The 26,865-nt window shown below is 67.6% G+C and carries 22 protein-coding genes and 5 pseudogenes; 15 read left to right on the top strand and 12 right to left on the bottom strand.

Going from position 1 to position 26,865, the window contains the following annotated elements; all coding sequences use genetic code 11:
- Both BN4348_RS59390 and BN4348_RS59395 read left to right on the top strand, forming a co-directional pair.
- A pseudogene (locus BN4348_RS59390) lies at positions 1–764 on the top strand (hypothetical protein); the annotation flags it as partial.
- Positions 765–1,142: 378 nt separating this feature from the next.
- Positions 1,143–1,427, top strand: coding sequence for a hypothetical protein (locus BN4348_RS59395; protein WP_160040337.1), 285 nt, complete (start codon positions 1,143–1,145; stop codon positions 1,425–1,427).
- 156 nt (positions 1,428–1,583) lie between these two features.
- On the opposite strand, the gene BN4348_RS36960 is transcribed toward BN4348_RS59395, so the two are convergent.
- The 5 genes and pseudogenes from BN4348_RS36960 to BN4348_RS36980 form a co-directional block, all read right to left on the bottom strand.
- Positions 1,584–2,267 carry a hypothetical protein gene (locus tag BN4348_RS36960; protein ID WP_066910545.1) on the bottom strand — a complete coding sequence of 228 codons (684 nt, stop codon included), beginning with the start codon at positions 2,265–2,267 and terminating at the stop codon, positions 1,584–1,586.
- Positions 2,268–2,794: 527 nt separating this feature from the next.
- On the bottom strand, positions 2,795–3,676 hold the full coding sequence (locus tag BN4348_RS36965; protein WP_066910548.1) for a PecA family PE domain-processing aspartic protease: 882 nt from the start codon (positions 3,674–3,676) through the stop codon (positions 2,795–2,797).
- Between the two features lie 264 nt (positions 3,677–3,940).
- Entirely contained in the window at positions 3,941–4,159 is a 219-nt protein-coding gene (locus tag BN4348_RS36970; RefSeq protein WP_084454028.1) for a PPW family C-terminal domain-containing PPE protein, read from the bottom strand.
- 313 nt (positions 4,160–4,472) lie between these two features.
- A pseudogene (locus BN4348_RS61195) lies at positions 4,473–5,057 on the bottom strand (PPE family protein); the annotation flags it as partial.
- A gap of 144 nt (positions 5,058–5,201) precedes the next feature.
- On the bottom strand, positions 5,202–6,368 hold the full coding sequence (locus BN4348_RS36980; protein WP_066910551.1) for a cupin domain-containing protein: 1,167 nt from the start codon (positions 6,366–6,368) through the stop codon (positions 5,202–5,204).
- Between the two features lie 70 nt (positions 6,369–6,438).
- On the opposite strand from BN4348_RS36980, the gene uvrC reads away from it, so the two are divergent.
- The 5 genes and pseudogenes from uvrC (at position 6,439) to BN4348_RS37005 (ending at position 12,390) form a co-directional block, all read left to right on the top strand.
- Positions 6,439–8,391: an excinuclease ABC subunit UvrC gene (gene uvrC / locus BN4348_RS36985; RefSeq protein WP_066910554.1), complete on the top strand. Its 1,953-nt coding sequence runs from the start codon at positions 6,439–6,441 to the stop codon at positions 8,389–8,391.
- The gene (rapZ, locus tag BN4348_RS36990; protein WP_066910557.1) at positions 8,388–9,311 is read left to right on the top strand and encodes an RNase adapter RapZ; all 924 of its coding nucleotides are present in this window, start codon (positions 8,388–8,390) and stop codon (positions 9,309–9,311) included. The genes uvrC and rapZ overlap by 4 nt, the downstream gene beginning before the upstream one ends.
- Positions 9,308–10,330, top strand: a complete 1,023-nt coding sequence (locus BN4348_RS36995) for a YvcK family protein (protein ID WP_066910560.1) — start codon at positions 9,308–9,310, stop codon at positions 10,328–10,330. Before rapZ ends, BN4348_RS36995 begins: the two co-directional genes overlap by 4 nt.
- A pseudogene (gene whiA / locus BN4348_RS37000) lies at positions 10,327–10,972 on the top strand (DNA-binding protein WhiA). Before BN4348_RS36995 ends, whiA begins: the two are co-directional and overlap by 4 nt.
- 20 nt (positions 10,973–10,992) lie before the next feature.
- Positions 10,993–12,390, top strand: coding sequence for a WS/DGAT/MGAT family O-acyltransferase (locus BN4348_RS37005; protein ID WP_066910562.1), 1,398 nt, complete (start codon positions 10,993–10,995; stop codon positions 12,388–12,390).
- Between the two features lie 250 nt (positions 12,391–12,640).
- On the opposite strand, the gene BN4348_RS37010 is transcribed toward BN4348_RS37005, so the two are convergent.
- Genes BN4348_RS37010 through BN4348_RS37020 form a run of 3 tightly spaced genes read right to left on the bottom strand, consistent with a single transcriptional unit; the run spans position 12,641 to position 14,747 of the window.
- Positions 12,641–13,765, bottom strand: a complete 1,125-nt coding sequence (locus BN4348_RS37010; RefSeq protein ID WP_066910565.1) for an oxidoreductase — start codon at positions 13,763–13,765, stop codon at positions 12,641–12,643.
- Between the two features lie 35 nt (positions 13,766–13,800).
- The gene (locus tag BN4348_RS37015; protein WP_211145693.1) at positions 13,801–14,265 is read right to left on the bottom strand and encodes a hypothetical protein; all 465 of its coding nucleotides are present in this window, start codon (positions 14,263–14,265) and stop codon (positions 13,801–13,803) included.
- The gene (locus BN4348_RS37020; RefSeq protein ID WP_066910571.1) at positions 14,262–14,747 is read right to left on the bottom strand and encodes a peroxiredoxin family protein; all 486 of its coding nucleotides are present in this window, start codon (positions 14,745–14,747) and stop codon (positions 14,262–14,264) included. Before BN4348_RS37020 ends, BN4348_RS37015 begins: the two co-directional genes overlap by 4 nt.
- Positions 14,748–14,801: 54 nt before the next feature.
- On the opposite strand from BN4348_RS37020, the gene BN4348_RS37025 reads away from it, so the two are divergent.
- Positions 14,802–15,491, top strand: a complete 690-nt coding sequence (locus BN4348_RS37025) for a TetR/AcrR family transcriptional regulator (RefSeq protein WP_235852671.1) — start codon at positions 14,802–14,804, stop codon at positions 15,489–15,491.
- A gap of 84 nt (positions 15,492–15,575) precedes the next feature.
- On the opposite strand, the gene BN4348_RS37030 is transcribed toward BN4348_RS37025, so the two are convergent.
- From BN4348_RS37030 to BN4348_RS37040, 3 genes are read right to left on the bottom strand one after another with little or no spacing between them, the layout of a single operon-like run.
- A complete protein-coding gene (locus tag BN4348_RS37030) occupies positions 15,576–16,844 on the bottom strand; it encodes an alpha/beta hydrolase (protein ID WP_066910577.1) in 1,269 nt (422 codons plus the stop codon).
- Entirely contained in the window at positions 16,844–18,475 is a 1,632-nt protein-coding gene (fadD12, locus tag BN4348_RS37035) for an acyl-CoA ligase FadD12 (RefSeq protein ID WP_066910580.1), read from the bottom strand. The genes BN4348_RS37030 and fadD12 overlap by 1 nt, the downstream gene beginning before the upstream one ends.
- A gap of 3 nt (positions 18,476–18,478) precedes the next feature.
- The gene (locus tag BN4348_RS37040; RefSeq protein ID WP_066910583.1) at positions 18,479–19,288 is read right to left on the bottom strand and encodes a 1-acyl-sn-glycerol-3-phosphate acyltransferase; all 810 of its coding nucleotides are present in this window, start codon (positions 19,286–19,288) and stop codon (positions 18,479–18,481) included.
- A 369-nt stretch (positions 19,289–19,657) separates the two neighbouring features.
- Between BN4348_RS37040 and BN4348_RS37045 the strand changes: the two genes are divergently transcribed.
- The 4 genes and pseudogenes from BN4348_RS37045 to BN4348_RS37060 all read left to right on the top strand — a co-directional run bounded on the left by BN4348_RS37045 (position 19,658) and on the right by BN4348_RS37060 (position 23,060).
- On the top strand, positions 19,658–19,966 hold the full coding sequence (locus BN4348_RS37045) for a hypothetical protein (RefSeq protein ID WP_066910585.1): 309 nt from the start codon (positions 19,658–19,660) through the stop codon (positions 19,964–19,966).
- 127 nt (positions 19,967–20,093) lie between these two features.
- Complete coding sequence (locus BN4348_RS37050; protein ID WP_066910587.1) at positions 20,094–21,818, top strand: DUF3556 domain-containing protein; 1,725 nt, start codon at positions 20,094–20,096, stop codon at positions 21,816–21,818.
- Positions 21,815–22,028 (top strand): annotated as a pseudogene (locus BN4348_RS37055) (NAD(P)-binding protein); the annotation flags it as partial. The gene BN4348_RS37050 and the pseudogene BN4348_RS37055, both read left to right, overlap by 4 nt.
- A gap of 183 nt (positions 22,029–22,211) precedes the next feature.
- Positions 22,212–23,060, top strand: a complete 849-nt coding sequence (locus BN4348_RS37060; RefSeq protein WP_066910591.1) for a L,D-transpeptidase — start codon at positions 22,212–22,214, stop codon at positions 23,058–23,060.
- 104 nt (positions 23,061–23,164) lie between these two features.
- On the opposite strand, the pseudogene BN4348_RS37065 reads toward BN4348_RS37060, so the two are convergent.
- Positions 23,165–23,350, bottom strand: a pseudogene (locus tag BN4348_RS37065) (hypothetical protein); the annotation flags it as partial.
- Between the two features lie 416 nt (positions 23,351–23,766).
- Here BN4348_RS37065 and gap point away from each other — a divergent pair.
- Genes gap through tpiA form a run of 3 tightly spaced genes read left to right on the top strand, consistent with a single transcriptional unit; the run spans position 23,767 to position 26,850 of the window.
- Complete coding sequence (gene gap / locus BN4348_RS37070; protein WP_066910593.1) at positions 23,767–24,786, top strand: type I glyceraldehyde-3-phosphate dehydrogenase; 1,020 nt, start codon at positions 23,767–23,769, stop codon at positions 24,784–24,786.
- 3 nt (positions 24,787–24,789) lie between these two features.
- On the top strand, positions 24,790–26,034 hold the full coding sequence (locus BN4348_RS37075) for a phosphoglycerate kinase (RefSeq protein WP_066910596.1): 1,245 nt from the start codon (positions 24,790–24,792) through the stop codon (positions 26,032–26,034).
- Positions 26,035–26,064: 30 nt separating this feature from the next.
- Entirely contained in the window at positions 26,065–26,850 is a 786-nt protein-coding gene (tpiA, locus tag BN4348_RS37080; RefSeq protein ID WP_066910598.1) for a triose-phosphate isomerase, read from the top strand.
- Positions 26,851–26,865: the final 15 nt, after the last annotated feature.

The following is a 26,865-nucleotide window of genomic DNA, read 5'->3' on the forward strand; positions in this document are numbered from 1 at the left end:
ATGATCCCCGCCAAGAAAATTCCAAGGCGGCCGCCTTAGGCTTGCCACCGCGGGCCGCAACGATCGGTCGCAATGGCGGACTGGCGCCATACATCTTCCCGAGGGGAGAAGCGGATATGACGGCTCCACCACCGGACGCCGATCGGCAAGCCCGCGGTCCCGGCCCGACCTCAACCACACTGCGGCCCCGGCGCCAGACGGCCTTGATCGCCGCGCTCGTGGTGGCCGTCGTGGTCCTGGCTGGCATTGCCGGCGTGACCGGCTATCTCCTGCTCCAGCAGAAGCGCACATCCCCAGGCCCGGACGCGAAAGCCGCGCCGCCTCCGGGCCAAGCCGCGCAACTCGCACCGCCCCCGGCGGCCGTTCCCACGACCACGCCACATCCGATTTCCAGCATGCCGGGGGTGGTCCCGTTCGTCGGACGATGGGGCGGCGGCAACGCTGGCGGGAGCATCGAGATCGACGCAGACGGCTCCGGGAGTTGGAGGTTTTCCGACAGATCGACCTGTCCGAATGCGCCAATGGTTGGCTGCGGCATCATCGGCATTGCGGAATTCGAGCTGAAGTCGGTCGTCAACGGCACCGGCACCGGAAGCGTGACGGCCACCTCCAGCCCCAGCCTTGTCCCCCTGGGTGAGCCCGTGACCATTGTGCTCGGCACCGGTCCCCAAGGCCAGGGCGCGGTCCTATCGGTGAGCATTGCCAAGATGCAGGGCTGGAATTTCTGCAACGGGACCACTCCCCATTACTGCGCCGGAGGCTAGAGCCCAAGATCTTCCCGTAGCCCACGGCGTTGGCGTCGGTGGCGTCCAGCACCTGATGCCAGGCCCCGCCGGAACGCACCGCGTGTTGAGGGCGCTTCACCCCGCCGTAGGTTCAGCACCCGAATGTTGTCGGTATTGGACCGAGGGTGCGATGCCGGGTTGCCTTGCCGCACAACAAGTGCCGTTTGCACGCTGCCGGGTTTTGCGCGAATCCGACGATGTTGCCCGCCAAGAAAATTCCAAGGCGTCCGTCGCAGAATTGCTAGCTGAGGGTGTATATGGGCGAGCGGCCGGGGCTGGGTCAAATGCATGACCGGTGTGTGGTCCGACATCCGCGCCGAGTTGCGGGCACGGCCACATGTTCGACCGAGAAGCGAGATGCAACGTCAACTGAAGGGCAATGAGATGAAGAAATTGATGATCGCAGCGGCAGCGGTTCTCACGGTCCCGTTCATGGCGCTCGGTGCGCCTCCGCCCGCCGCGCAGGCTGAGCCTGATCCCTGCGCGGGGACCTCCGGTGCCGCGCGACTGCAGTGTCTGCAACAGTGGCGAAACCAAATGCAACAGAACCAGAACGCTTGCGGAGTTGCGAGCGGCTGCACCAACACCGGCGGCATTCCGGGCCTGATCCACCAGGGTTGCCAGCAAGCTGGCAACTGCTGATCGGGATCGCAGCGACGCCGGCAATCGCCGCGCCCGGGATCCGATCCGGTGCAAAACTGCGGCGACCCGCAGGGCTCGGTGATGTGCTTCGCGTCGCTCGGCGCGACGCATCGCCCGGCGCATGGTGCCGTATGCAGTGTGGCCCAACGCCTCGGCCTAGTGGCCGCCGCTGAGCCCCTGCTGAATGCTCGAGGCGATTTCGCTGTCGTAGCTGTCGAGCATCTGGGCCCCCGCGATGCATCCGAAGTTGGTCGTCAGTGTCGTGGTCGTGCAGTCCTGAACTTGCGGGTACTCCTTGCGGTAGAACTCGAAATCCGCCAGGAGCTCGTCACGAACCGGGCCCTCGGGCAGTTTCTCGGCGGCCGGCTCCACCAAGCCCACATTGGAGTAGTGCGACCAATAGCACTGAAGCTTCCCGGCCGCGTTGGGCTGCTTGATGCACGGCGTGCGGAGGCCCGGGTAGTCGTGGTCGAGCTGCGCCCAGGTATACCCGGATCCCGGGGTTGTCGAGCCCGGGGGTGCGGCCTGGGCACTTGTCTGCTCACTCGCGGAGGGCCCTCCCTCAAACAGGGACCTGCCCCCAAATATGAAGCGCCCAAGGGTATCCCCGGCCGCAGTTATTGCTATGGCGACGAGTACCGTCGCGATACCGAACATGACTTTGCCGGCGTCAGACTGACGCGACCGAACCGTGATCGTCACGCCAATCATCACGACGGTGACTATCACCAGCAGATCGAGGAGTTGTAGGGCACCGACGTTGTGTGTGGTCAGCGCGTACACCATACGACCAATCACCGGGACGGCAACTGCGAGCAGGGCCAACCCAGCCAGGGCCATGATTTTCCGTTGACCGCGCGGACTTTCCGTCGTGACGGGTGGCTGGGCGGGTGGAGGTGCCTGATATCCGGCGTGTAGCTCTGGTGGATACCACTTGAGATCCGACGCCTGCCACCATTCGGGTCCCTGCGGTACGTCACTCACCGTGGCCTCGATTCAGCGCCGCCACGGATGCGATCGTGGGTGATACGCGTTCTGGCACTGGCGTGTCCTTCCTTCGCTCGGTAGGCAACTCATCAAATACCGCGTCGCCGCTGGACTCGCATTCGCCACCCGGGTCAGCCTTTCGCAAACACGGGAAACCTTGACCATAGCGGCCCCAGGGCCTTGCCTTCCTGTTCGAGCGAGCTGGGGCTGGGTGTGATCTGTGGTGGCCTTCATGGTTGTGGGTTGTCCGCGAGCGGTCGTCGCGGTCGATCACGGCAACGTTGCACCGGACACCTTGGCGGATTCTTGAAGGCTGGGTTGCCGGCGATGTGACGCAAGCTGGGAGGCGAGCAACCGTGTCGACGCATCGGCGGGGCGTGTCAGGCGTCGTAGAACAGCGTCCCGGTGTTGAGAGGGTTGTACGACAGGTAGATCGGGATGGTTTCGAAGGGGACATTCCCGGTATTGAAAAGGCCGTTCGCCCCGCTGACCACACTCGGGGCCGTCGGGGCCGCGCCGACCGTCTCGGAGTAGATGGCGACGTTGCCGGCGGTGTAGACGGTGAGCGTCGTTCCCTGTGGCACGTAGCCGCCCACCGAGCCGGTGCCCAGCGAGGCGGGTACGTCTCCCCACAGGCCACCGGAATCGACAAACGCGTCCGAAACGGTCACGGGGGTACCGCCGTTGACCGATACCTTCAGCGTGGTCACCGGCGCCCCGGAAGACGAGGTGAGGGCGGTCAGCGGGTTGGCGCCGAACTGCGCCGTACCCGCCGGCTCGTTGAGGAGCACGCCCTGGTTGAGGGTGTCGGGCAAGGCTTGCACGGGGCTGGTGGTCAACGGGCCGACGAGATTGCTTCCCCCAATGCCCAGAACGGGGAGTCCGTCCGACGCCGGCAAGTTGGTTGTATGGCCGTTCTGCGTCTGCGCGACGGAGGTAACGACGGCAACCTTGGTCGGCTGGCTGATGATGCCGTTCCCGAAATTCACGGTGGCCGAATACGTTGTGTAGTTCTCGGTCACGGTATTTCCGCCGTCGCCGTAGGTCACGCTGCCCGTCCCGGTGGGCGTGCCGAGGGACGCGAAATTGACGTCTTGCGGCGGGACGACAAGACCCCTGGATCCGGTGTCGAGAATCACTTGCGAATTCGGCCCGCCGGCGATGGAGACGTCGACGTAGGGCCTGTTCACTTGCTGGTCCACCTGCACCGGGATGGTGGGTGCGCCACCGGTGCCGCCGGCGGCCCCGTGCAGGCCCAACATTCCGGCGACGCCGCCGGTGCCGCCGGGACCGCCCGCGACTCCGCCGNTACGCGGATCGTAGCCGTCCGACCACCGGATTCCGCCGTTTTCAAGGACGATCCGGCATGTTGGCCCGAATCCGCGCCGATCAGGTGAACGTCAACAGCGGGATCCCCAAGCGACTGCGCGAAATCGCCCGCGCGGCAGAACATTCGGGACGCTACGCGAGACATCTTCGGGTACAGGCTGATTGCGTCGCCGGGCGTGGTGGTATGCGCGGTCGCCTCATTCGCCGCGCGCGTCTTCGGCGTCGGGGTTCCAGGTGGTTGGCGTCATCGGCACGACGGGTCCGCGGCCCATCGAGTCGCCGGCCAGCGTGGTCAGCCCGGCCGCCGGTTCGGCGCCGGCGGTATGGGCGGTTCCGGCGAACCCCAGCGTCCCCGCCCCTTGGTCCGACGCCGCCACCGAAAAGTCCGGGTCCAGGGATTCCTGTCCCTTATCCACATCTNTTCGACGGGCCCGGTTGCGTCCCGGGGACGGCGGGCATCGAGGCGGGGTCGGGTTGAGACAGGCCGGCCAGCCCGGCCGCCCCCGCGGAACCTCCCATGAATGCGGGGGCGATCAGGCCGAACGAAAGCTCCGACAATTGCGGCAATTGCGGAGCGAACGTGAGATAAACCTCGCCCGACCAGCGGGGAATCCAATATGTCAGCGTGGTGTAGAGGACCTGACCGTTCGTCGAATTTGGATTGGTCAACTCGTTCTCGAAGGCAGTGATGATTTTGCCGACGCGCTGCGTCCACCAGTTTGGGTTGGTCGGGCCGCCGCCCTCGTCCTGGTTGCTGCTGGCGGCGTTGCTGTTGGCTTTCAGGATCTGCGGCGCCGGGGCGGTTTGTGGCGTCGAGGCCACCGCGGTGCCGGACACGGTTTGATAGGTCGTCATCGTGGTGGCCGCCTGGATCCACATCCGCGCATAGTCGGCCTCGTTCAGCGCGATCGGAATCGCGTTGATCCCAAAGAAATTCGTCGCCACCAACGCCGCGTGAACGGCATGGTTGGCGGCCAACTCGGCCAGGGTCGGCATGGCCGCCAACGCGGTGACGTAGGCCGTGGCCGCGGCCTCGTGCTGTGCGGCCGCCGCCGCACTGGCGGCGCTCGCCTGCATCAGCCAAGCCAGGTAGGGCACGTGCGCGGCAACATATGACTCCGCGCTGGGGCCCTGCCACGCCCCTGCCTGCACCGCCGCCAGCAGCGCGTCGAGTTCTTCAGCGGCGGCGGCATATTCGGCGCTCAACGAGTCCAGCGCCGCCGCCGCGGAAATCAACGATTCGATGCCCGGGCCGGTGCTCAACAGCGCCGAATGCACCTCCGGCGGCGAGGCCATCCAGATCGGTCCCGTCATCGTCGGCGGCTTGTATCCGGGGGCACGCGAGCAATTCTTCACCGGCGGATAAGAGATCCGCAATATCGACTGAAAAAGAGGTTAGTATCCGCATTTACGGAGCAACATGCTGGACGTTGCCGTTGGAGCGGATGCCACCGAGGTTCAGTCGGGGGGCAGGCGGACTAAGAACCCGGCCGCGATCAGCGTGCGCGTCAGCTCCGTTTGCTGGCCCGCGGTCAGCCTCGGCAGATCGCGAACCCGAAACGGCTCAGTGCTTTTCGAGACGAAAAGCATTGCGGCGGTGTGGTCGGCGCCGACGCTGATCGATAACTGAGCAAACTGCAGGGCGGCGCCGCTGCCAGCGGCCACCACCCGCGAATAGAGCGGCTGATGCTTCGCCACCACGGTGTCCCCGTCGATTGCGACCGAGTCCGATATCCGTCCGACGGGTGGGCATCGGCCGCGCCGCACGAGGACGTCCTCCATCGCGTCGAAACCTCCCGCGACGACGCCTGGGTCCTCGACGATGTCGCGCACGAGCCCGCCGAGGCGCGCGCGGACGGCGTTGTCGTCGATGTGTCGCGGCGGCAGGCGGGCGTGCAGGCGGTCGTCGCGCAGGCTGAGCGAATGAAGCGCGTGCGTGATGAGGGTGAGCACCGTCGGCGCGTGGATCCCCACGGTCAGGTGGACGGATGGCTCCGAGGCAGTTTCGGCCGCATGAACCTGACCGCGTGGCAGGTACAGCACGTCGCCGGTTTCCAGACGCAACTCGCTCGGCAACGGGATGTCGCCGGCGACTCCCTGCCGGCGCTGTATCTCGTGCGGTGGCACGGCGGCGCCGTCGGACAAACGCCAGACCTTGAATCCATGGATCTGCAGGATCAGCACATCGTGGGGGTCGTAATGAGGCTCGAAACCGGTTGATTCGGGTGGTGTGAAATAGGCGTTGACCCGGGTCGGGAAATTCAGCTCGACTTCGATGGAGTGGGACAACGACGCGATCGCGCGAACGTATTGCTCGAGCCCGTTGAGGACGATCGTGTAGCCCTCGGCGAAAGCCTCACGGACGCGGGTCAGGTCGAGGCTGCCGTCGGGACATCGGTAGGCGTCGGCCGCCTCGCTCTCGCCACCCCTGACGAGGCGCACCGCCGACGGCTCCGGTCGGACGCGCTCCAAGAGCTCGTCGAACGCGGTCGGGCCGTGGACCAACCCGTCGAAATAGCCGCAACGGCTTCGCTTGACCTGATAGTGGGTGACGCCCCACACCTCCTCGAGGAAGGTCTGCACAGTGAGCGGCTGGAGCAACCACGCCAGCGAGGTACGGGACATGACCTTGCCAGCATCGCAGCCGACCGAACGGGTTGTCGAACGGGTCGGGGGTGGCTACTAGCCTGGATACGTGCCAGATCCCGCAACGTATCGCCCCGCGCCCGGGTCCATCCCGGTCGAGCCGGGCGTTTACCGGTTCCGGGACGCGCACGGGCGGGTCATCTACGTCGGCAAGGCCAAGAGCCTGCGCAGCCGGCTGACGTCCTACTTCGCCGACATCGCCGGCCTGCACCCGCGAACCCGGCAGATGGTGACCACCGCGGCCAAGGTCGAGTGGACGGTGGTCAACACCGAAGTCGAGGCGCTCCAGCTGGAATACAACTGGATCAAGGAATTCGATCCGCGCTTCAACGTCCGCTACCGCGACGACAAGTCGTACCCGGTGCTGGCCGTCACTCTGGGCGAGGAGTTACCGCGGCTGATGGTCTATCGCGGCCCCCGCCGCAAGGGCGTGCGCTATTTCGGACCGTACTCCCACGCGTGGGCGATCCGCGAGACGCTGGACCTGCTCACCCGCGTTTTTCCGGCGCGTACCTGCTCGGCCGGAGTCTTCAAGCGGCACAAGCAGATCGACCGCCCGTGTCTGCTCGGCTACATCGACAAATGCTCGGCACCCTGCGTCGGCAGGGTCAGCGCCGAGCAGCATCGCCAGATCGTCGACGACTTCTGCGACTTCCTGTCCGGCAAGACCGACCGGTTCGCCCGCGACCTGGAGCAGCAGATGAACGCCGCGGCCGAGCAGCTCGACTTCGAGCGGGCCGCGCGGCTTCGTGACGACCTGTCCGCGCTGAAGCGGGCCATGGAGAAGCAGGCCGTGGTGCTCGGCGACGGCACCGACGCCGACGTGGTCGCGTTCGCCGACGACGACCTGGAGGCGGCGGTGCAGGTCTTCCACGTCCGCGGCGGCAGGGTTCGCGGCCAGCGCGGCTGGATCGTCGAAAAGTCCGGCGACCCCGGCGAATCCGGGGAGGAGCGGCTGGTCGAGCAATTCCTGACCCAGTTCTACGGGGAGCAGGCCGAACTCGGTGGGGCCGCCGACGAATCCACCAACCCCGTCCCGCGCGAGGTGCTGGTGCCGTGCCTGCCGTCCAACGCCGAGGAGCTGACCAGCTGGCTGTCCGGGCTACGCGGCTCCCGAGTGGCGCTGCGGGTGCCGCGGCGCGGCGACAAGCGCGCGCTCGCCGAAACAGTGCTGCGCAACGCGAAAGAGGCGCTGCAGCAACACAAGCTGAAGCGAGCCGGCGACTTCAACGCGAGATCAGCTGCGCTGCAGAACATTCAGGAGGCGCTGGGTCTGGCCGATGCGCCGCTGCGCATCGAATGCGTCGACATCAGCCACGTGCAGGGCACCGACGTGGTGGGCTCGCTGGTGGTCTTCGAGGACGGCCTGCCGCGCAAGTCGGACTACCGCCACTTCGGCATCCGCGAGGCCGCGGGGCAGGGGCGCTCCGACGACGTCGCCTCCATCGCCGAGGTGACCCGCCGCCGGTTCGCGCGGCACTTAAGCGATCAAGGCGATCAAGGCGCCCCCAATATGCTTTCCCCGGAAGGAAAATCGCGCCGCTTCGCCTACCCGCCCAACTTGTTCGTCGTCGACGGCGGCGCGGCGCAAGTCAACGCGGCGTCGGCCGTGCTCGACGAACTCGGCATCACCGACGTCGCGGTCATCGGCCTGGCCAAGCGGCTGGAAGAGATCTGGGTGCCCTCGGAACCGGACCCGATCATCATGCCGCGCAACAGCGAGGGCCTCTACCTGCTGCAGCGCGTCCGTGACGAGGCGCACCGGTTCGCCATCGCCTACCATCGCAGCAAGCGATCCAAGCGAATGACCGCCTCCGCGCTGGATTCGGTGCCAGGATTGGGAGAACATCGCCGCAAGGCGCTGGTAACCCACTTCGGATCGATAGCCCGCCTCAAGGAGGCCACCGTCGACCAGATCACCGCCGTTCCGGGCATCGGCGTGGCCACCGCCACGGCCGTCCTCGAGGCGCTGCGACCCGAGCAACCGGAAGTCGCCGAATGACAAGCCAAGACGAGTTCACCAACAACCACCCGGGCGACGCCTACCCCGAAGACGGGGCCGGCATCGACGTCGTCCTGGTAACGGGGCTGTCGGGTGCCGGGCGGGGCACGGCGGCCAAGGTGCTCGAGGACCTCGGCTGGTACGTGGCCGACAACCTGCCGCCCCAGCTGATCACCCGGATGGTCGATTTCGGGCTGGCCGCGGGGTCGCGGATCACGCAGCTGGCGGTGGTGATGGACGTGCGGTCGCGGGGGTTCACCGGCGATCTCGACGAGGTGCGCACCGAGCTGGCCACCCGCAACATCACCCCGCGCGTGGTGTTCATGGAGGCCTCCGACGACATGTTGGTGCGCCGCTACGAACAGAACCGCCGCAGCCATCCGCTGCAGGGCGAACAGACGCTGGCCGAGGGCATCGCCGCCGAGCGCAGGATGCTGGCGCCGGTCCGCGCCACCGCCGACCTGATCATCGACACGTCGACCCTGTCGGTGCGGGGGCTGCGGGAGAGCATCGAGCGCGCCTTCGGCGGTGAGACCGGCGCGTCCACCAGCGTCACCGTCGAATCGTTCGGCTTCAAGTACGGCCTGCCGATGGACGCCGACATCGTGATGGACGTCCGGTTCCTGCCCAACCCGCACTGGGTCGACGACCTGCGCCCGCTCACCGGCGAGCATCCGGCCGTGCGTGACTACGTGTTGGGCCAGCCCGGGGCGGCCGAGTTCCTCGACGCCTACCATCGTCTGCTGAACCTCGTTGTCGACGGCTACCGCCGGGAGGGCAAGCGTTACATGACGGTCGCCATCGGCTGCACGGGCGGCAAGCATCGCAGCGTCGCGATCGCCGAGGCATTGATGCAGCTGCTTCGGGGTAACCCCCAGCTGGCGGTGCGGGTGCTGCACCGGGATCTGGGTCGCGAATGAGTGATGGCATCGTTGCCCTGGGGGGCGGACACGGCCTGTATGCGACGCTGTCCGCGGCGCGCCGGCTGACGCCCTACGTCACCGCGGTGGTCACGGTCGCCGACGACGGCGGTTCGTCGGGCCGGTTGCGCAGCGAACTGGACGTGATCCCGCCCGGCGATCTGCGAATGGCCTTGGCGGCGTTGGCATCCGACAGCCCGTACGGACGGCTGTGGGCGACCATCCTGCAGCACCGATTCGGCGGCAACGGCGCGCTGGCCGGCCACCCGATCGGCAACCTGCTGCTGGCCGGCCTCAACGAGGTGCTGGCCGACCCGGTGGCCGCCCTCGACGAGCTCGGCCGCATCCTCGGCGTCAAGGGCAGGGTGTTGCCGATGTGCCCGATCGCCCTGCAGATCGAGGCCGATGTGTCCGGCCTGGAGGCCGACCCCCGGATCTTCCGCCTGATCCGCGGGCAGGTGGCGATCGCGACCACGCCGGGCAAGGTGCGGCGGGTGCGGCTGCTTCCGTCCAACCCGCCGGCGACCCGGCAGGCCGTCGACGCCATCATGGCCGCCGACCTGGTGGTGCTGGGGCCGGGGTCGTGGTTCACCAGCGTGATCCCGCACGTGATGGTGCCGGGGCTGGCCTCGGCGCTGCGGTCGACCACCGCGCGGCGGGCGCTGGTGCTCAACCTGGTCGCCGAACCGGGGGAGACGGCCGGCTTCTCGGTGGAACGCCACCTGCATGTGCTGGCCCAGCACGCGCCCGGATTCACCGTGCACGACATCATCATTGACGCCGAGCGGGTGCCGGGTGAGCGCGAACGCGAGCAACTGCGCCGCACCGCGACGCTGCTGGAAGCCGAGGTCCACTTCGCCGACGTGTCCCGACCTGGTACACCTTTACATGACCCGGGCAAGCTCGCGGCGGCGCTGGACGGGGTCCGAGCGGGCAACAAGCGCCCGGAAACCCCTTCGGCGACGACCACGAACGAGATCCGGGTCGACGGTGAGAGGGGTGACGACGCGTGGCGATGACGACCGAAGTCAAGGACGAACTGAGCCGCTTGGTTGTGAAGTCGGTCAGCGCGCGGCGCGCGGAGGTCACGTCCCTGCTGAGGTTCGCCGGCGGGTTGCACATCGTGGGCGGCCGGGTGGTCGTCGAGGCCGAGGTGGACCTGGGTAACGTCGCGCGCCGGCTGCGCAAGGACATCTTCGAGCTCTACGGGTACAACGCCGTCGTGCATGTGTTGTCGGCCAGCGGGATTCGCAAGAGCACCCGGTACGTGCTGCGGGTGGCCAACGACGGCGAGGCGCTGGCCCGCCAGACCGGACTGCTCGACATGCGGGGCCGTCCGGTGCGCGGGCTGCCGGCCCAGGTGGTCGGCGGCAGCATCGGCGACGCCGAGGCGGCATGGCGGGGGGNCCCGGGTGGAGCGCGCGCTGGAGATCCTCGGCGACACCGTCCCGGACCACCTGGCCTCGGCGGGCCGGCTGCGCGTCGAGCACCGGCAGGCCTCCCTGGAGGAGCTGGGCCGGCTGGCCGACCCCCCGATGACGAAAGACGCTGTGGCCGGGCGCATTCGGCGCTTGTTGTCGATGGCCGACCGCAAGGCGAAGGTCGAGGGGATCCCGGACACGGAATCGGCGGTGACGCCCGACCTATTGGAGGATGCCTGAGCGGGGGCTACGGTCAGGGCATGAAACGGCTTTCGAGCGTCGATGCGGCGTTTTGGTCCGCAGAAACAGCGGGCTGGCACATGCATGTCGGTGCTCTGGCGATCTGCGATCCCAACGACGCGCCCGAATACAGCTTTCAGCGACTCCGCCAACTGCTGATCGAGCGGCTCCCCGAGCTGCCGCAGTTACGCTGGCGGGTCACCGGCGCACCGCTCGGGCTGGACCGGCCGTGGTTCGTCGAGGACGAGGAGCTCGACGTCGACTTCCACCTCCGCCGCATCGGCGTGCCGGCCCCCGGCGGCCGGCGCGAGCTCGAGGAACTGGTCGGCCGGCTGATGTCCTACAAGCTGGACCGCTCCCGGCCGCTCTGGGAGATGTGGGTGATCGAGGGAGTCGAGGGCGGGCGGATCGCGACGCTGACCAAGATGCACCACGCCATCGTCGACGGCGTCTCGGGCGCGGGGCTGGGCGAAATCCTGTTGGACGTCACGCCGGAACCGCGCCCGCCGCAACAGGAAACGGTCGGGTCGCTGGTGGGCTTGCAGCTTCCGGGGCTGGAGCGGCGTGCGGTGGGCGCCCTGATCAACGTCGGCATCAAGACGCCCTTTCGCCTCGCCCGCCTGGTGGAGCAGACCCTGCGCCAGCAGGTCGCCGCGCTCGGCGTCAGCAGCCGGCCGCCGCGCTACTTCGAGGCGCCCAAGACCCGGTTCAACGCGCCCGTGTCGCCGCACCGGCGGGTCACTGGCTGCCGGGTGGAACTCGCGCGGGCCAAGGCCATCAAGGACGCGTACGGCGTCAAGCTCAACGACGTCGTGCTCGCGCTGGTGGCCGGCGCCGCCCGCGACTACTTGCAGAAGCGCGGCGAGCTGCCGGCCAAACCGCTCATCGCGCAGATCCCCGTTTCCACCCGCACCGACGAGACCAAGGACGACGTCGGCAACAAGGTGAGCTCGATGACCGCGTCGCTGGCGACCGACATCGAGGACCCGGCCGAGCGGCTGCGAGCGATCCACGAAAGCACCCAGAGCGCCAAGCTGATGGCCAAGGCGCTGTCGGCGCACCAGATCATGGGGCTGACCGAGACGACGCCGCCGGGGCTGCTGCAGCTGGCCGCGCGCGCCTATACGGCCAGCGGGTTGTCGCGAAACCTGGCCCCCATCAACCTGGTGGTGTCCAACGTCCCCGGCCCGCCGTTCCCGTTGTACATGGCCGGCGCCAAGCTGGATTCGCTGGTGCCACTCGGGCCGCCCGTGATGGACGTCGCCCTGAACATCACCTGCTTCTCCTACACCGACTGCCTGGATTTCGGCTTCGTGACGACGCCCGAGGTGGCCAACGACATCGACGACATGGCCGATCGGATCGAGCCGGCGCTGACCGAACTGGAGAAGGCCGCGGCGAAGGAAGTGAGCGGTTAGCGGGCTGGGCAAATGGGTCAGCCCAGATGGTGATTGCCCTGAGCACGGCGGCCGCACGGCAGACGATCGCGAGTTTGTCGTTGCGGGTGGCCCGGCCGCGTCATAGCCTGACGCCGTTGCGTTTCGTTCAATGACGTTGCGGCGCTGCTGGTCCCCCGCGTCGAAGCCGGCGGCCGCCCGCGAGTGCGGCCCCGTCGACGTCGCCAAGCGCGGGTCGCTCGCTCGCAGTGCGCTTGACGCTGCGAACCAATCAAGTCCGCTTGGTGGTGGATGCGCCGACGACCTCCCAGTCTTTGAGGTTGGCGATGGGTCCGAACAGATCCGCAGGCAGATCGGGTGATAGCGGTTGACCGGCGCGCACTCGGTGGGGCCAGTCGCGGTTGGCCAACGCCGGTTTGGCCAGGGCGGCGACATCGGCGGCGCCGGACTCGATGATGGCGGCGGCGTCCCGGGGGTCGTCGAGATGACCGTTGGCGATTATCGGCAGCTTGCCGTATTCCTTGGCGAGCTGCGCGAGAGATTTGCCGGATTCGGCGAATGCCGGGGCCAGCGCCCGATATTCCGTCGTGTGGATGTAGTCGATGCCTGTGCCGGCCAGCGTGCTGAAGATAGCGGCCGCGTCGTCCTCGCGACCTGCCCACCGATGGTGGTTGTCGGAGACTTTCCCCTGGGAGACGCGGATGCCGACGGCGATGTCGCCGCCGACGGCCGACGCGACGTCATGGCAGACCTCGGCGGCGAGACGGACCCGGTTTGCCGTGTTGCCCCCGTAGCCGTCGGTGCGGGTATTCAAGTAGTCGGTGAGGAATTCGTCGAGCAGGTAGCCGTTTGCGCCGTGGATTTCCACCCCGTCGAACCCGGCGTCGCGCGCCTGCCGTGCCGCATTGACGAAGGCGCCGCGGACTTGGGCGATGTGCTCGGCGGTCATCGCCTGGGGAACCTGGAACGGGCCCGAACCGCGGTACATGGGCAGCTGCTCGCCTTTCGGGCGTATTGCGGACGGGCCCCACGTGATCGTTGTGTGCGGGTTGCCTTGTGACTGGCTGCCGGCGTGCATGAGTTGGGCGAAGTATTTGGCGCCGCGGTCATGGACGCCGTCGACGATCCGCCGCCAGGCCGCCGCGTGAGCGGAGTTCGCGATGCCGGGTTGGAAGAGGTATCCCTGGCTGGTCTGGTCGTCGATATAAAGGCCTTCGGTGATCAACAGAGCGAACCCACCCTCAGCGAATCTGCGGTAGTAGGAAGCCATCTGGTCGGTGGGCAGACCGTCGGCCGTCGCGCTGACCCGTGTCATCGGTGCCAGGGCGACGCGGCTGGCGAGGCCAACGCCACCGATAGTTGTCGCTTCAAACAGGGTCTGATGCGGCGGGCGCATTTGGTCGGTCGTTCCTTTGCCGTCTCGGTCTGCCGTCAGGATTGTCGGTTGTTGACTCGATCACGTTGAACGAGATTCACTGCCGCCAAAAACATGAAGAACAGGGGGATGAATGGAGGCTTTATTTTTAGTGGAAGTACACTTGCCGGCACCTCCGGGTGCAGGTGCACGTAGGTGGCGCCCGCCATGTTGGCAATCAGGCCGGCTGAGGCGGTGAACACGATCGGGCCGAAAAGATTCGAGGGTTTCCGTGTGCAGCCGGAAGCCGAAAGCAGGCTGAGGCCAATGGATATCTCTCCGGCGATACCGATTGGGATGCTGAATCGCGGGAGGCCGCTTTTGGTGACCTGTACATCGAACCACGTGCGAAATGGCTCGAAAAATTTCAGGAAGCCAAACAAGAACATCGCGGAACCCAGAAACATCGAGTTATATCTCGAGACCTTATTATCTGCGGTGCGGCAGCGGGATTTTTGATCGAGCTTTTGGGTGTCGCTCACCGCGCGTCCGGGTGGTCGGTTATGTACCGGATGAAGCCGATCACATCGTCGGCGACCAGCCGGCCGATGGCGCCGCTGGAGTACACGGCGAGCCGCACCGTGCCGTCCGGCGCCAAGATGAAGCCGGTCGATTGCAGGTAGTGCGGATCGTCGTTGACGTAGGCGCCCGTCGCCTCGGCGATCTTGTCGGCGTCCGCGCTGTGGCCGACCGGGAAGCTCAGCTTGCGCTTTGCGACCAGCGCGGCGGAGGTCTCCTCATCGTCGACAGACAGGGCGACGACCTTGATGCCTAGCTCGGTCAGCGCGTCGGAAGCGCGAGAGAACGCGGCCAGCTGCGCGTTGCAGTACGGGCACCAAGACCCGCGGTACACCAAGACGACGCCGTAGGAGCCGGCGAGATCGCCCGGCAGCGAGATCGTGCCGCCACCGACGGCGGGAACTTCGAGCGGGGGGAACTGCTGGCCATAGTTCAGGCGGGACATGTCATCTTCTCCGAGGGTTTGGCGGGCTACATGGCGAATTGTGCTGAAGCAAAAGTGGACTATCAAGTCCAATCTCAATACACTGCACGCATGTCATCAAGGGAGCGCCCCGGTGCTGGGCGGCTGACGACTCGCGGCGCGGCGACCAGAGCCCGCATCGTCGCTGCGGCGGCGATGCTCGTGCGCCGGCAGGGGGTGGCCGGGACGAGCCTGGACGACGTGATGGCGGCCACCGCCACGAGCAAGTCGCAGCTGTATCACTACTTCGCCAACAAGGACGCACTCATTCGCGAGGTCGTGAAGACCCAACTCGCCCACGTCATCGCGGCCCAGCAGCCCGATCTGGGCGAGGTCTCGTCGTGGGAGGGGCTGCAGCGGTGGTGTGATCACGTCGTGGCCATGACGCGTGCGACGCAAGGTGTCGGCGGTTGTCCGCTGGGCTCCTTGGTGGGCGAGCTTGCCGAACAGTCCGATTCGGCGCGCCACGAGCTTGCGCAGAGTTTCGCCGAGTGGCAATCGTATCTGTCCACGGGCTTGGCGACTATGCGCGACAATGGCGAACTCTCCGCGGCTGCCGACTCTGCCGAGCTGGCCCTGACCGTGATGAGTGCACTGCAAGGCGGACTGTTAATGGCGCAGACCATGCGCAGCGCCCGACCTGTCGAACTGGCCGTGAACATGGCGCTCGAGCACATCAGCGCCTATCGGCTCGGCCCGAAGCAAGCACGACGGCGCCAGCCGTGAAGCCGCCAACGCCGTCGCCCATCAGGCGGGGCGGGTCGACCGAACCCTCAGGCCCGCAACGGCGTTGACGACGCCAGCGCGCAACTATTGGTCGCGGTTGACATACGTCGTCGTGTACACCCAGGACAGGAAGCGGGCGACGGCCTCGGCGGATCGATGCGCCCGCGGGGAACTGAAGATGTCGAAAGCGTGCTGGGCGTGCGGCAATTCGGCGTAGGCGACCGGGGACTTCGACACCGCGCGAAGTTCCTCGACGAACTCCTGCGCCTCGCCGACCGGGATGAGCGAATCGTCACGGCCGTGCAGCACGAAAAACGGTGGCGCGTCGGCCCTTAGCTCCCTAATCGGCGAGGCGTCCAGGTAGATGTGGCGATGGGTGGCGAATTTCCTTTTGACGACGAACCTTTCGAGCAGCCCGATGAATTCGCGTCGCCCCTCGCCGTGGGTGGAGAACCAGTCGTAGCGCCCATACACCGGAACAGCGGCGCTCACCGAGGTGTCCGCCTCCTCAAACCCCGGCTGGAATTTCGGGTCGTTGGGGGTCAGCGCCGCCAGCGCGGACAGGTGGCCGCCGGCCGACCCGCCCGTGATCGCCACGAAATTCGGGTCGCCGCCGAAGCGGGCGATGTTGTCCTTGACCCAGGCGAGCGCCCGTTTGACGTCGACGATGTGGTCGGGCCAGGTGTGCACGGGCGAAACCCGGTAGCCGATCGACACGCACACCCAGCCGCGGGCGGCCAGGTGGCTCATCAGCGGGTAGGCCTGGGGGCGGCGCATGCCGATCATCCACGCGCCGCCGGGGACCTGCAGCAGCACCGGCGCCTTGGCGTGGCGCGGCAGGTCGCGGCGCCGCCAGATGTCGGCCAGGTTGGCGCGCCCGTGCGGGCCGTAGGACACCACGTTCGTCTTCTCGACGTAGCGCCGGCGCGCCACGGTGTTGCCCAGCGGCAGGGTGCGCCGGCCGCTGCGGGTGGGCCGCGCGTGCGGCAGCGCCTCCAGCGCCTCGGTGTAGTCGTGCCCCAACTGCTCGCGCAGGCCGGCCTCCAGCACCGGGCCCGGCGTGGTGACGCCCCGGTAGCGGATCACCGCCAGGATCGCCCAGGAGGCGGCCGTGAGCGCCAGCGCCGCCTTGCCGCGCCGCCCGGCGAAGTCGCCGCGCCGCCCGCGCCGCAGTGTGTCCAGCAGCGAGGCCGAGAAGTACACCCCGGGCACCTCCGACGTCGGCCAGCCGAACCAGAACACCAGCACGGTGCTGTATCCCCTGCGGGCCAGCGGTCGTAATCCGTTGGCGGCGTTGGCCAATTCCAGCGCGGCCCGCGCCAGCGGCCTCGGCTGTCTGATCTTGAACCGCATCAGCCGCCGACCCGTGCCTGCAGCTCGTTGCGGAGGATCTTGCCGGTGCTGCCGCGGGGCAGCTCGTCGAGGACGGTGATTTCGCGCGGCACCTTGTAGTTGGCCAGGTTCTCGCGCACGTGCTGCTTGAGCGTGTCGACGGTGGCGCCGGCCCCGGGGACCAGCACCACGAAGGCCGCCAGCCGCTGGCCGTACTGGTCGTCGCTGACGCCGATCACCGCGGCCTCCGCCACCTCGGGGTGCGCCGCCAGCGTCTTCTCCACCTCGATCGGGTAGACGTTCTCGCCGCCGGACACGATCATCTCGTCGTCGCGCCCGACGACGAACAGGCGCCCGGCGTCGTCGAGACACCCGACGTCACCCGACGACATGAACCCGGCGTGAAAATTCTTCGTGCTGCCCGAGGTGTAGCCCTCGAACTGGGTGTCGTTGCGGACGTAGATGGTGCCGACCTCGCCGGTGGGCAGCTCGTTGAATTCGCCGTCCAGGATCCGGATCTCGGTTCCGCCAGCCGGCCTGCCCGCCGTGTCGGGGGCCGCCCGCAGGTCCGCCGGGGTGGCGGTGGCGATCATGCCGGCCTCGGTGGCGTTGTAGTTGTTGTAGATCACGTCGCCGAACTGGTCCATGAAGGCGATGACGACGTCGGGGCGCATCCGCGACCCGGACGCCGCGGCGAACCGTAACGACTTGCAGCTGTACCGGTTTCGCACCTCGGCGGGCAGCTCCATGATGCGGTCGAACATCACCGGCACCACCGCCAGGCCGGTCGCCCGGTGGCGGTCGATGAGGTCGAGGGTGGCCTCCGGGTCGAACTTGCGCCGGGTGACCACGGTGCAGGCCATCGACGCCGCGAAGATCAGCTGCGAAAAGCCCCAGGCGTGGAACATCGGCGCCACGATCACAATGGTTTCCTCGGCCCGCCATGGCGTGCGGTCCAAAATCGCCTTGAGCGTGCCCACCCCGGCGTTACCGCCAGTTTGGTTGGCGCCCTTGGGCGTTCCGGTGGTGCCGGAGGTCAGCAGGATCATCCTGCCCTTGCGCCCGGTGCGGTGCGGGTGTTGGCCGGCGTGATCGGCGATGAGCCGCTCGACGGTCGCCCCGCGCTGCCCGTCGGAGGTCCAGGCCAGGATCCGGGTGGCGTCGGGCTTGTCGGCCAGCGCTCGATCGACGGTCTCGGTGAACTCCTCGTCGTACACAACGGCGTCGACGCCTTCGCGGTTGACCACCTCGGCCAGGGCCGGCCCGGCGAACGACGTGTTGAGCAGCACGACGTCGGAGCCGATCCGGTTGACGGCCACCACCGCCTCGACGAAGCCGCGATGGTTGCGGCACATGATCCCGACGACCTTGGGTTGACCCGACGGCAAGCCCTGCAGCGCCGCGGCGAACGCGTTGATCCGCTCGTCGAGCTGCCGCCAGGTCAGCGTGCCCAGCTCGTCGATCAGGCCGGGACGGTCCGGGCAGCGCGCCGCCGCGCTGGCAAAGCCCACGGTCATGCCCAGGCCTTCGCGGCGCATCGCGGCGGCCATCCTCAGGTAGCGGTCGGGTCGCATCGGTGCGATCACCCCGGCGCGCCACAGGGTGCCCAAGACACCGAAGCCGCCGAGCGCCTGGTTGACGGGGGAGGCCATGGCTCAGCCCAGGATCGGGAAACGTCGCTGGGCGGCGAGCTGGTCGAGCGCCTCCTGCATCACCGACCGCACGTGCTCGTCGACCTCGTCGACGTCCGGGTCGTCGCCGAACTGCGCGGCGATGTCGATGGGTGGGAGAACCTGCGTCACGATCTTGGCCGGCAGCGGCACATTGGGCGGCACGACGGCGCTGAGCCCGAACGGGAAACCGAACGACAGCGGCAGAATTGCGCTGCGCAGCAAGCGCTTTATGCCCAGGCGCTCGGCCAGCCAGGTGCCGCGGGTCAGGTAGAGCTGGGTCTCCTGTCCGCCGATCGACACGGCGGGGACGATGGGCACGCCGGCCTCGATCGCCGTGCTGACGTATCCCTTGCGGCCGTTGAAGTCGATGACGTTCTCCGAGAGCGTGGGCCGGTACGCGTCGTAATCGCCGCCGGGAAAGACGACCACCACGCCGCCGGACCGCAGCGCCTTGGCCGCGTTCTCCCGGTTGGCCCGGATGTAACCGGTGCGCCGGAACAGCGACGCCGTGGGGCCGGTCATCAGGATGTCGTGGCTCAGCGTGTAGACCGGCCGGCCGTAGCCGAACTTCTCGTAGAATCCGGCGCTGAAGATCGGGACGTCCATGGGGAACATGCCGCCGGAGTGGTTGCCGACCACCAGCGCCCCGCCCGGCGGGAATGAATCCAAGCCGTGCACCTCTGACCGAAAATACGTCTTCAGGAACGGACGCATCACGCTCATCAGGCGCTGGGTCAGACCGGGGTCGAACTTTTCGATGTCCTCGATGTCTGGGCTGTCGCTGTCGGTCACGTTTCTCCTCGTGGCTCTGGCGGGCCGCGATGCCCGTCGAGTCCCTCGATGGTAGCGACCGGGAACCGGGGCGCCGGCACGATGTTTTGCCCGGACTTGTACCCACGGTCGGTTCGACCCAACCTACGACGGATGTATCCATGGTCCGGCCCTATAGCGCCGGTCTGATCGGGGGGTTATTGTTACCTCTCGCCAATCACCCAACCCGCAGCTGAAAGGGCCGAAATGGACGTCGCCGGTCTGTCCGACGCGCGCGGTACCCGCCTGGCCGCTGGGCACGGTTCGGGTGGCGTTCGGGACCGGCGCGGGCGCATGCCCCGCAGCAGCGCGGTCCGCCCCGGCCCCGTCAATGTCCGCCTAGGAGGGGCCATGCCTTCGGTGACCATCAACCGGCAAGCCCGCGATGTCACGCTCTCGCCCGCGGCGGTCGAGACGGCGGACCATCGCCAGGCCGACTACTTCCGTCGGATCCTTTTCCAGAGCCGCCGTCAGATCGACCACCGGCTCGGTGAGTACCGGAAGGCGATCGTGGTCGCCGAGGCCGCGGGCGACGCGGAGGGCGCCGGCAGCCTCCGGCGCATGGCGCGCAGCGAAGAGCGGGAACGTCACGCCCTGGACGGCATGATCGAAAACCTGCAGCGGCGATTCCCGCACCGGGCGCGGTCCGCAACCCGTTAGCGTTACCGCGGCCGGCCCCTCAAACAGGCTGGGCGTAAGCGATTCTCATTGACCCATACCGCTGTGTCCGTCGCTGCGGATAGATTGTATTGGCCAGCTGGTTTCACCTCGGACTCTAAGGCCGCCCATGGGATTCATGTCACCGGAGCTACCGGACGTCGACCCCGAAACCTGGCGGACGTTGCCACGGGCGACGCGGCTGCAGGTCGTGACCCGGCACTGGGCGGAACACGGCTTCGGCACCCCCTACGCGGTGTACCTGTTGTACCTACTGAAGATCGCCCTGTATGTCGCGGCGCCGGCCGCGATCATCTCGCTGACCCCCGGGCTGGGCGGGCTGGGTCGCATCGGCGACTGGTGGACGCAGCCGGTCGTCTACCAGAAGTTCATCGTGTTCACGCTGCTGTTCGAGGTCCTCGGTTTCGGCTGCGGCTCGGGCCCGCTGACCGGTCGGTTCATGCCACCCATCGGTGGGTTCCTATATTGGTTGCGCCCCAACACGATTCGGCTGCCCGCGTGGCCGGGCAAGGTCCCGTTCACGCGCGGTGACAACCGCACCGTCGTCGACGTCGCCCTGTATGCCGTCGTGCTGATCGGCGGGGTGTGGGCGTTGATGTCGCCCGGGCCCCTGATCGACCCGGTCCGGGTGGTGCCGACGATCGTCGCGCTGGCGGTGCTGGGGCTGCGGGACAAGACGATCTTCCTGGCCGCGCGCGGCGAACACTATTGGCTGAAGCTGTTCGTTTTCTTCTTCCCGTTCACCGATCAGATCGCGGCCTACAAGATCATCATGTTGTGCCTGTGGTGGGGAGCGGCGACCTCCAAGCTCAACCACCACTTCCCGTACGTGGTCTCGGTGATGACGAGCAACAACGCGCTGTTGCGGCCCAAGCTGTTCAACCCCGTCAAGCACGCGCTCTACCTCGACCACGTCAACGATCTGCGGCCCTCGTGGTTGCCGAAGGCCATGGCACACATCGGCGGCACCACGGCGGAATTCGTGGTTCCGACGCTGCTGGTGTTTTTCGCCGGCGATCAACCCTGGCGATGGTTCCTCATCGGGTTCATGGTGGTCTTCCACCTCAACATCCTGTCCAACCTCCCGATGGGAGTGCCGTTGGAGTGGAACGTGTTCTTCATCTTCTCGCTGTTCTATCTGTTCGGGCACTACGGGGCGATCCGCGCCACCGACCTGCGATCGCCTCTGCTGCTCGCCCTGATCGTCGTCGCCGTGGCCATTGTGATCGCGGGAAACATGTTCCCCGAGAAGATCTCGTTCCTCCCGGCGATGCGCTACTACGCGGGCAACTGGGCCACCAGCGTGTGGTGCTTCCGCGCGGGCGCCGAGGACAAGATCGAGGCAAGCGTCGTGAAAAGCTCTGCGCTCGTGGTGAATCAGCTGGCCAAGCTCTATGGCGCCGGGACCGCCGAAGTGATGTCAGACAAGGTGGCGGCGTTCCGGGCGATGCACACCCATGGCCGGGCGCTCAACGGGCTGTTGCCCCGCGCGATCGACAACGAGGCCGACTACAGCATCCGCGAGGGCGAAGTGGTCGCCGGGCCGTTGGTCGGATGGAACTTCGGCGAGGGCCACCTGCACAACGAGCAACTGCTCGAGGCGGTGCAACGGCGCTGCGGATTCGCCGACGGCGACGTCCGCGTCATCGTGCTCGAAGGCCAACCGATCCACATCCAAAAGCAGTGGTACCGCATCCTGGACGCCAAGACCGGGCTGATCGAGGCGGGCTACGTGGAGGTCGCCGACATGCTGACCCGCCAGCCGTGGCCCGAGCCCGGGGACGAATTCCCCGTCCATCTCACGACGCAACCGGTCCTTCACGGCGAGTCGTGACCAACGCGGTGGTCGTCGGCGGGGGGCCCAACGGCCTCGCCGCGCGGTCCACCCGGCTCGCAACGGCGTCGACATGCACGTGCGGAGGCTCGCGACACGGTCGGCGGGGGAGCGCGCTCGGGTGAGCTGACGGTGCCCGGCGTCATCCACGACCACCGCTCGGCGACCCACCCGTTCGGCGTCGGCTCGCCGCCGGGGGCCGGCATCGACGGGCTGTGCGGGTACCACGCCGCCGAGTCGGCGCCGCGGTGGCTGACCGTAGCCAAAACGTGACTGAGATTTGACCAATTACGCACGCGCCCTTGCGCTTCCGCTGGTCAGCCCGGCTTTACCATCCTATTACAACTGTGTCAGTTGAAGGATTTAGGTCAGTCACCTTAAGGAATTGGAGCCATGCGGGCGGTTGTTCGGTGTGTGCTTGCCGTCATCGGGATCGCTGCGAGTGTGGTTGCGGGGCCGGTCGACGTGCGCCTGGCGGCGGCGACCCGGCCCTACGGCCTCGCCATCGCCGCGGTGCTGCCTGCGCGCGGCGCGGTGGTGGGCGTGGCGCACCCGGTGGTGGTGACCTTTGGCGCGCCCGTAACCAACCGACACGCGGCCGAGCGCGCCGCCCAGGTCACGTCGGCGCCGCCGATGACCGGCAAGTACGAATGGCTCGACGACGACGTGGTGCGCTGGGTTCCCGACCGATTCTGGCCGGCGCACAGCACGGTGGCGCTCTCGGTGGGCGGCCTGGCCACCGAATTTCAAACGGGCCCCGCCGTCGTCGGCGTCGCCAACATCGCGGATCACACCTTCAAGGTGACCATCGACGGGGTCGAGTCGGGGCCGCTGCCCGCGCCGCACCACCGGCCCCACTGGGGGGAAGAGGGTGTGCTGCCGGCCTCGATGGGCAGGCCCGAATACCCGACGCCGGTCGGCTCGTACACCGTCCTGTCCAAGGAACGCACGGTGATCATGGACTCGAGCAGCGTCGGCATCCCCGTCGACGATCCCGACGGCTACCGCATCCCGGTGGACTACGCCGTCCGCATCACCGGCCGGGGCCTCTTCGTCCATTCGGCCCCGTGGGCCGTCAACGCGATGGGGCTGGAGAATGTCAGCCACGGTTGCATCAGCCTGAGCCCCGAGGATGCGGAGTGGTACTACAACACGGTCCACGTCGGCGACCCGGTGATCGTGAAGGACGCGCCGCCGCAACGGCAACAGCCGCCGTTGCTGTGGGAGGCCCCGCCCAGCTGACGTGCGAACCCCGCTGTCGGTGCGGGCTTTTCATCCCCCACAACGAAACGGACCCGCCGGGTTAAACCCAGCGGGTCCGTTTCGAATTCGGAAGGGTGTCGGCCTCAGTGCGCGGGACCGGGCGCGATCGGCTGACCGGACACCGGGCCGCCGGCGGGCGCCGGGCCGGTCGGCTCGCCCTTGCCGGTCCCGGCCATGTCGATGATGGGTGCGGCCACCGGCGCCGCAGCGTCCAGCGGGCCGCCGGCGAGCGCGATCAGCGGAGCGCCGACCGGCACCACGGGCACGGGCGCCCCCANCCGATCAAAGCCCGTCATCAACCTCGACTCCTTTAGCATTCGCAATCAAATGCGGCAGCAGAACCGCATCGCCGTACCGCAGCCGTGTCGAATGTATGGCTTGGTATTGCTATTGGACACGCGACGATTCCGGGGCTTATAGAACCGATACAAAGGAGACACGCTCCGGTTACCAGGGGATTTTGCGCCTTATTCGCCCCCGGGGCATGCCTGCGCAAATCGCGGACCCGGCCGCCCGGCTTTACCCGCCGGGAATATTGTCCCCAGGTGCGCGGTCCCCACCTGGGGACAGCAGATCGCGGGGCGGCGCGGGTCCGGCGCTATTACCGGCGCGCGGCGGTGTTTCCCGCTGATCTAGGCTGACGACGAGCGCTCATCAGCGGACATAGAAAGACAGGGAGAGACAAGTGACTGTCCGAGTAGGCATCAACGGCTTCGGTCGAATCGGACGCAACTTTTACCGGGCCCTGCTGGCCCAGCAGGAGCAGGGCACCGCGGACGTCGAGGTGGTGGCGGTCAACGACATCACCGACAACGCCACGCTGGCGCACCTGCTCAAATTCGACTCGATCCTGGGCCGGTTGCCCTACGACGTCACCCTCGAAGGCGAGGACACCATCGTGGTGGGGACCACGAAGATCAAGGCGCTCGAGGTGCGCGAGGGCCCGGCGGCGATGCCGTGGAGCGACCTGGGCGTCGACGTCGTCGTCGAGTCCACGGGCCTGTTCACCAACGCCGCCAAGGCCAAGGGCCACCTGGACGCCGGCGCCAAGAAGGTGATCATCTCCGCGCCCGCCACCGACCCCGACATCACCATCGTGCTGGGCGTCAACGACGACAAGTACGACGGCAGCCAGAACATCATCTCCAACGCCTCGTGCACGACGAACTGCCTGGCGCCGGTGACCAAGGTGCTGCAGGACGAGTTCGGCATCGTCAAGGGGTTGATGACCACCATCCACGCCTACACCCAGGACCAGAACCTGCAGGACGGGCCGCACAAGGACCTGCGCCGGGCGCGCGCGGCCGCGCTGAACATCGTGCCGACCTCCACCGGCGCGGCCAAGGCCATCGGCCTGGTGATGCCCGAGCTCAAGGGCAAGCTCGACGGGTATGCGCTGCGGGTGCCGATCCCGACCGGCTCGGTCACCGACCTGACCGTCGAGTTGTCCAAAGCCGCCGCCGCCGAGGACATCAACGCCGCGTTCAAGGCCGCCGCCGAGGGGCGCCTGAAGGGCATCCTGAAGTACTACGACGCGCCGATCGTGTCCAGCGACATCGTCACCGACCCGCACAGCTCGATCTTCGACTCCGGGCTGACCAAGGTCATCGACAACCAGGCCAAGGTGGTGTCCTGGTACGACAACGAATGGGGCTACTCCAACCGCCTCATCGACCTGGTCGCGCTGGTCGGCAAGTCGCTGTAGACCATGGCCTCGTCTTCTGGGTCCTCCGTCCCAACCCTGGAAGACCTTCTCGCCGAAGGGGTTTCGGGCCGCGGCGTGCTGGTGCGCTCCGACCTGAACGTGCCCCTCGACGAGGACGGTGCGATCACCGACGCCGGCCGCATCACCGCGTCCGTGCCCACCCTGCAGGCGTTGCTGCAGGCCGGCGCCAAGGTCGTGGTCACCGCGCACCTCGGTCGTCCCAAGAACGGGGCCGACCCGGCATTGTCGCTGGCGCCGGTCGCCGCGGCGCTCGGCGACCAGCTCGGCCGGCACGTCCAGCTGTCCGGCGATGTCGTCGGCGGCGACGCACTGGCGCGATCCGAGGGACTGACCGACGGCGGCATCCTGCTGCTGGAGAACATCCGCTTCGACCCGCGGGAAACCAGCAAGGACGACGGCGAGCGGCTGGCGCTGGCGCGGCAGCTGGCCGAATTGGTCGGGCCCACGGGCGCTTTCGTTTCCGACGGCTTCGGGGTGGTGCACCGCAAGCAGGCCTCCGTGTACGACGTCGCCACCCTGCTGCCGCACTACGCCGGCACGCTGGTCGCCGAGGAGATCCGGGTGCTGCAGCAGTTGACCAGCTCGACCACGCGGCCCTATGCCGTGGTGCTCGGCGGGTCGAAGGTGTCCGACAAGCTCGGCGTCATCGAGTCGCTGGCGACCAAGGCCGACAGCATCGTGATCGGCGGCGGCATGTGTTTCACTTTCCTTGCCGCGCAGGGTCTTTCGGTTGGCACGTCGCTGCTGGAAAACGAGATGGTCGACACCTGTCACCGCTTGTTCGACACCTACGCCGACGTGCTGCACCTTCCGGTGGACATCGTGGCGGCCGAGGAGTTCGCCGCCGATTCGTCGCCGGAAACCGTTGCGGCGGACCGGATTCCGCAGGACAGGATGGGTCTGGACATCGGGCCGGAGTCGGTCAGGCGGTTCGCCACGCTGCTGTCCAACGCCAAGACCATCTTCTGGAACGGCCCGATGGGCGTGTTCGAATTCCCGGCGTTCGCCGCCGGCACCAAGGGCATCGCCGAGGCGATCGCCGAAGCGACGGGCAAGGGCGCGTTCAGCGTGGTGGGCGGCGGGGATTCCGCGGCCGCGGTGCGGGCGCTGGGCATCCCCGAGGGCGACTTCTCGCACATCTCCACCGGCGGCGGCGCATCGCTGGAGTACCTGGAGGGCAAGACGCTGCCGGGCATCGAGGTGCTGGGCCGCGCTCAGCCCTCTTGAAGCCATGTTGGGCCAACGCAAAGGAGACTCGTGAGCCGCACGCCACTGATCGCCGGCAACTGGAAGATGAACCTCAACCACTTCGAGGCGATCGCGCTGGTGCAAAAGGTGGCGTTCGCGCTGCCGGACAAGTACTACGACAGGGTCGACGTGACGGTGATCCCGCCGTTCACCGACCTGCGCAGCGTCCAGACCCTGGTCGACGGCGACAAGCTGCGGCTGACGTACGGGGCCCAGGACCTGTCCCCGCACGACTCCGGCGCCTACACCGGTGACATCAGCGGCGCCTTCCTGGCCAAGCTCGGCTGCAGCTTCGTCGTGGTCGGGCACTCCGAGCGGCGCACCTACCACAACGAGGACGAAGCGCTGGTGGCCGCCAAGGCCGCCGCGGCGCTCAAGCACGAGCTCACCCCCATCGTGTGCATCGGAGAACACCTCGACGTGCGGGAGGCGGGCAAGCACGTGCCGCACTGCGAGGAACAGCTGCGTGGCTCGCTGGCGGGCCTGTCGGCCGAGCAGATCGCCAAGGTCGTCGTCGCCTACGAGCCGGTCTGGGCGATCGGAACCGGACGGGTGGCCAGCGCGTCCGATGCTCAGGAGGTGTGCGCGGCGGTCCGCAGGCAGTTGGGGTCGCTGGCGTCTCCGCAGGTCGCCGAGTCCGTGCGGTTGCTCTACGGTGGCTCGGTGAACGCCAAGAACATCGGCGACATCGTCGCCGAGAACGACATCGACGGCGCCCTGGTCGGCGGCGCGTCGCTGGACGGCGAGCAGTTCGCGACGCTGGCGGCGATCGCCGCCGGCGGGCCGCTACCGTGACCCCGGGACGCCCCC

The sequence above is a fragment of the Mycobacterium interjectum genome (assembly GCF_900078675.2).
In the GTDB taxonomy this organism is placed as follows: Bacteria; Actinomycetota; Actinomycetes; order Mycobacteriales; family Mycobacteriaceae; genus Mycobacterium; species Mycobacterium interjectum.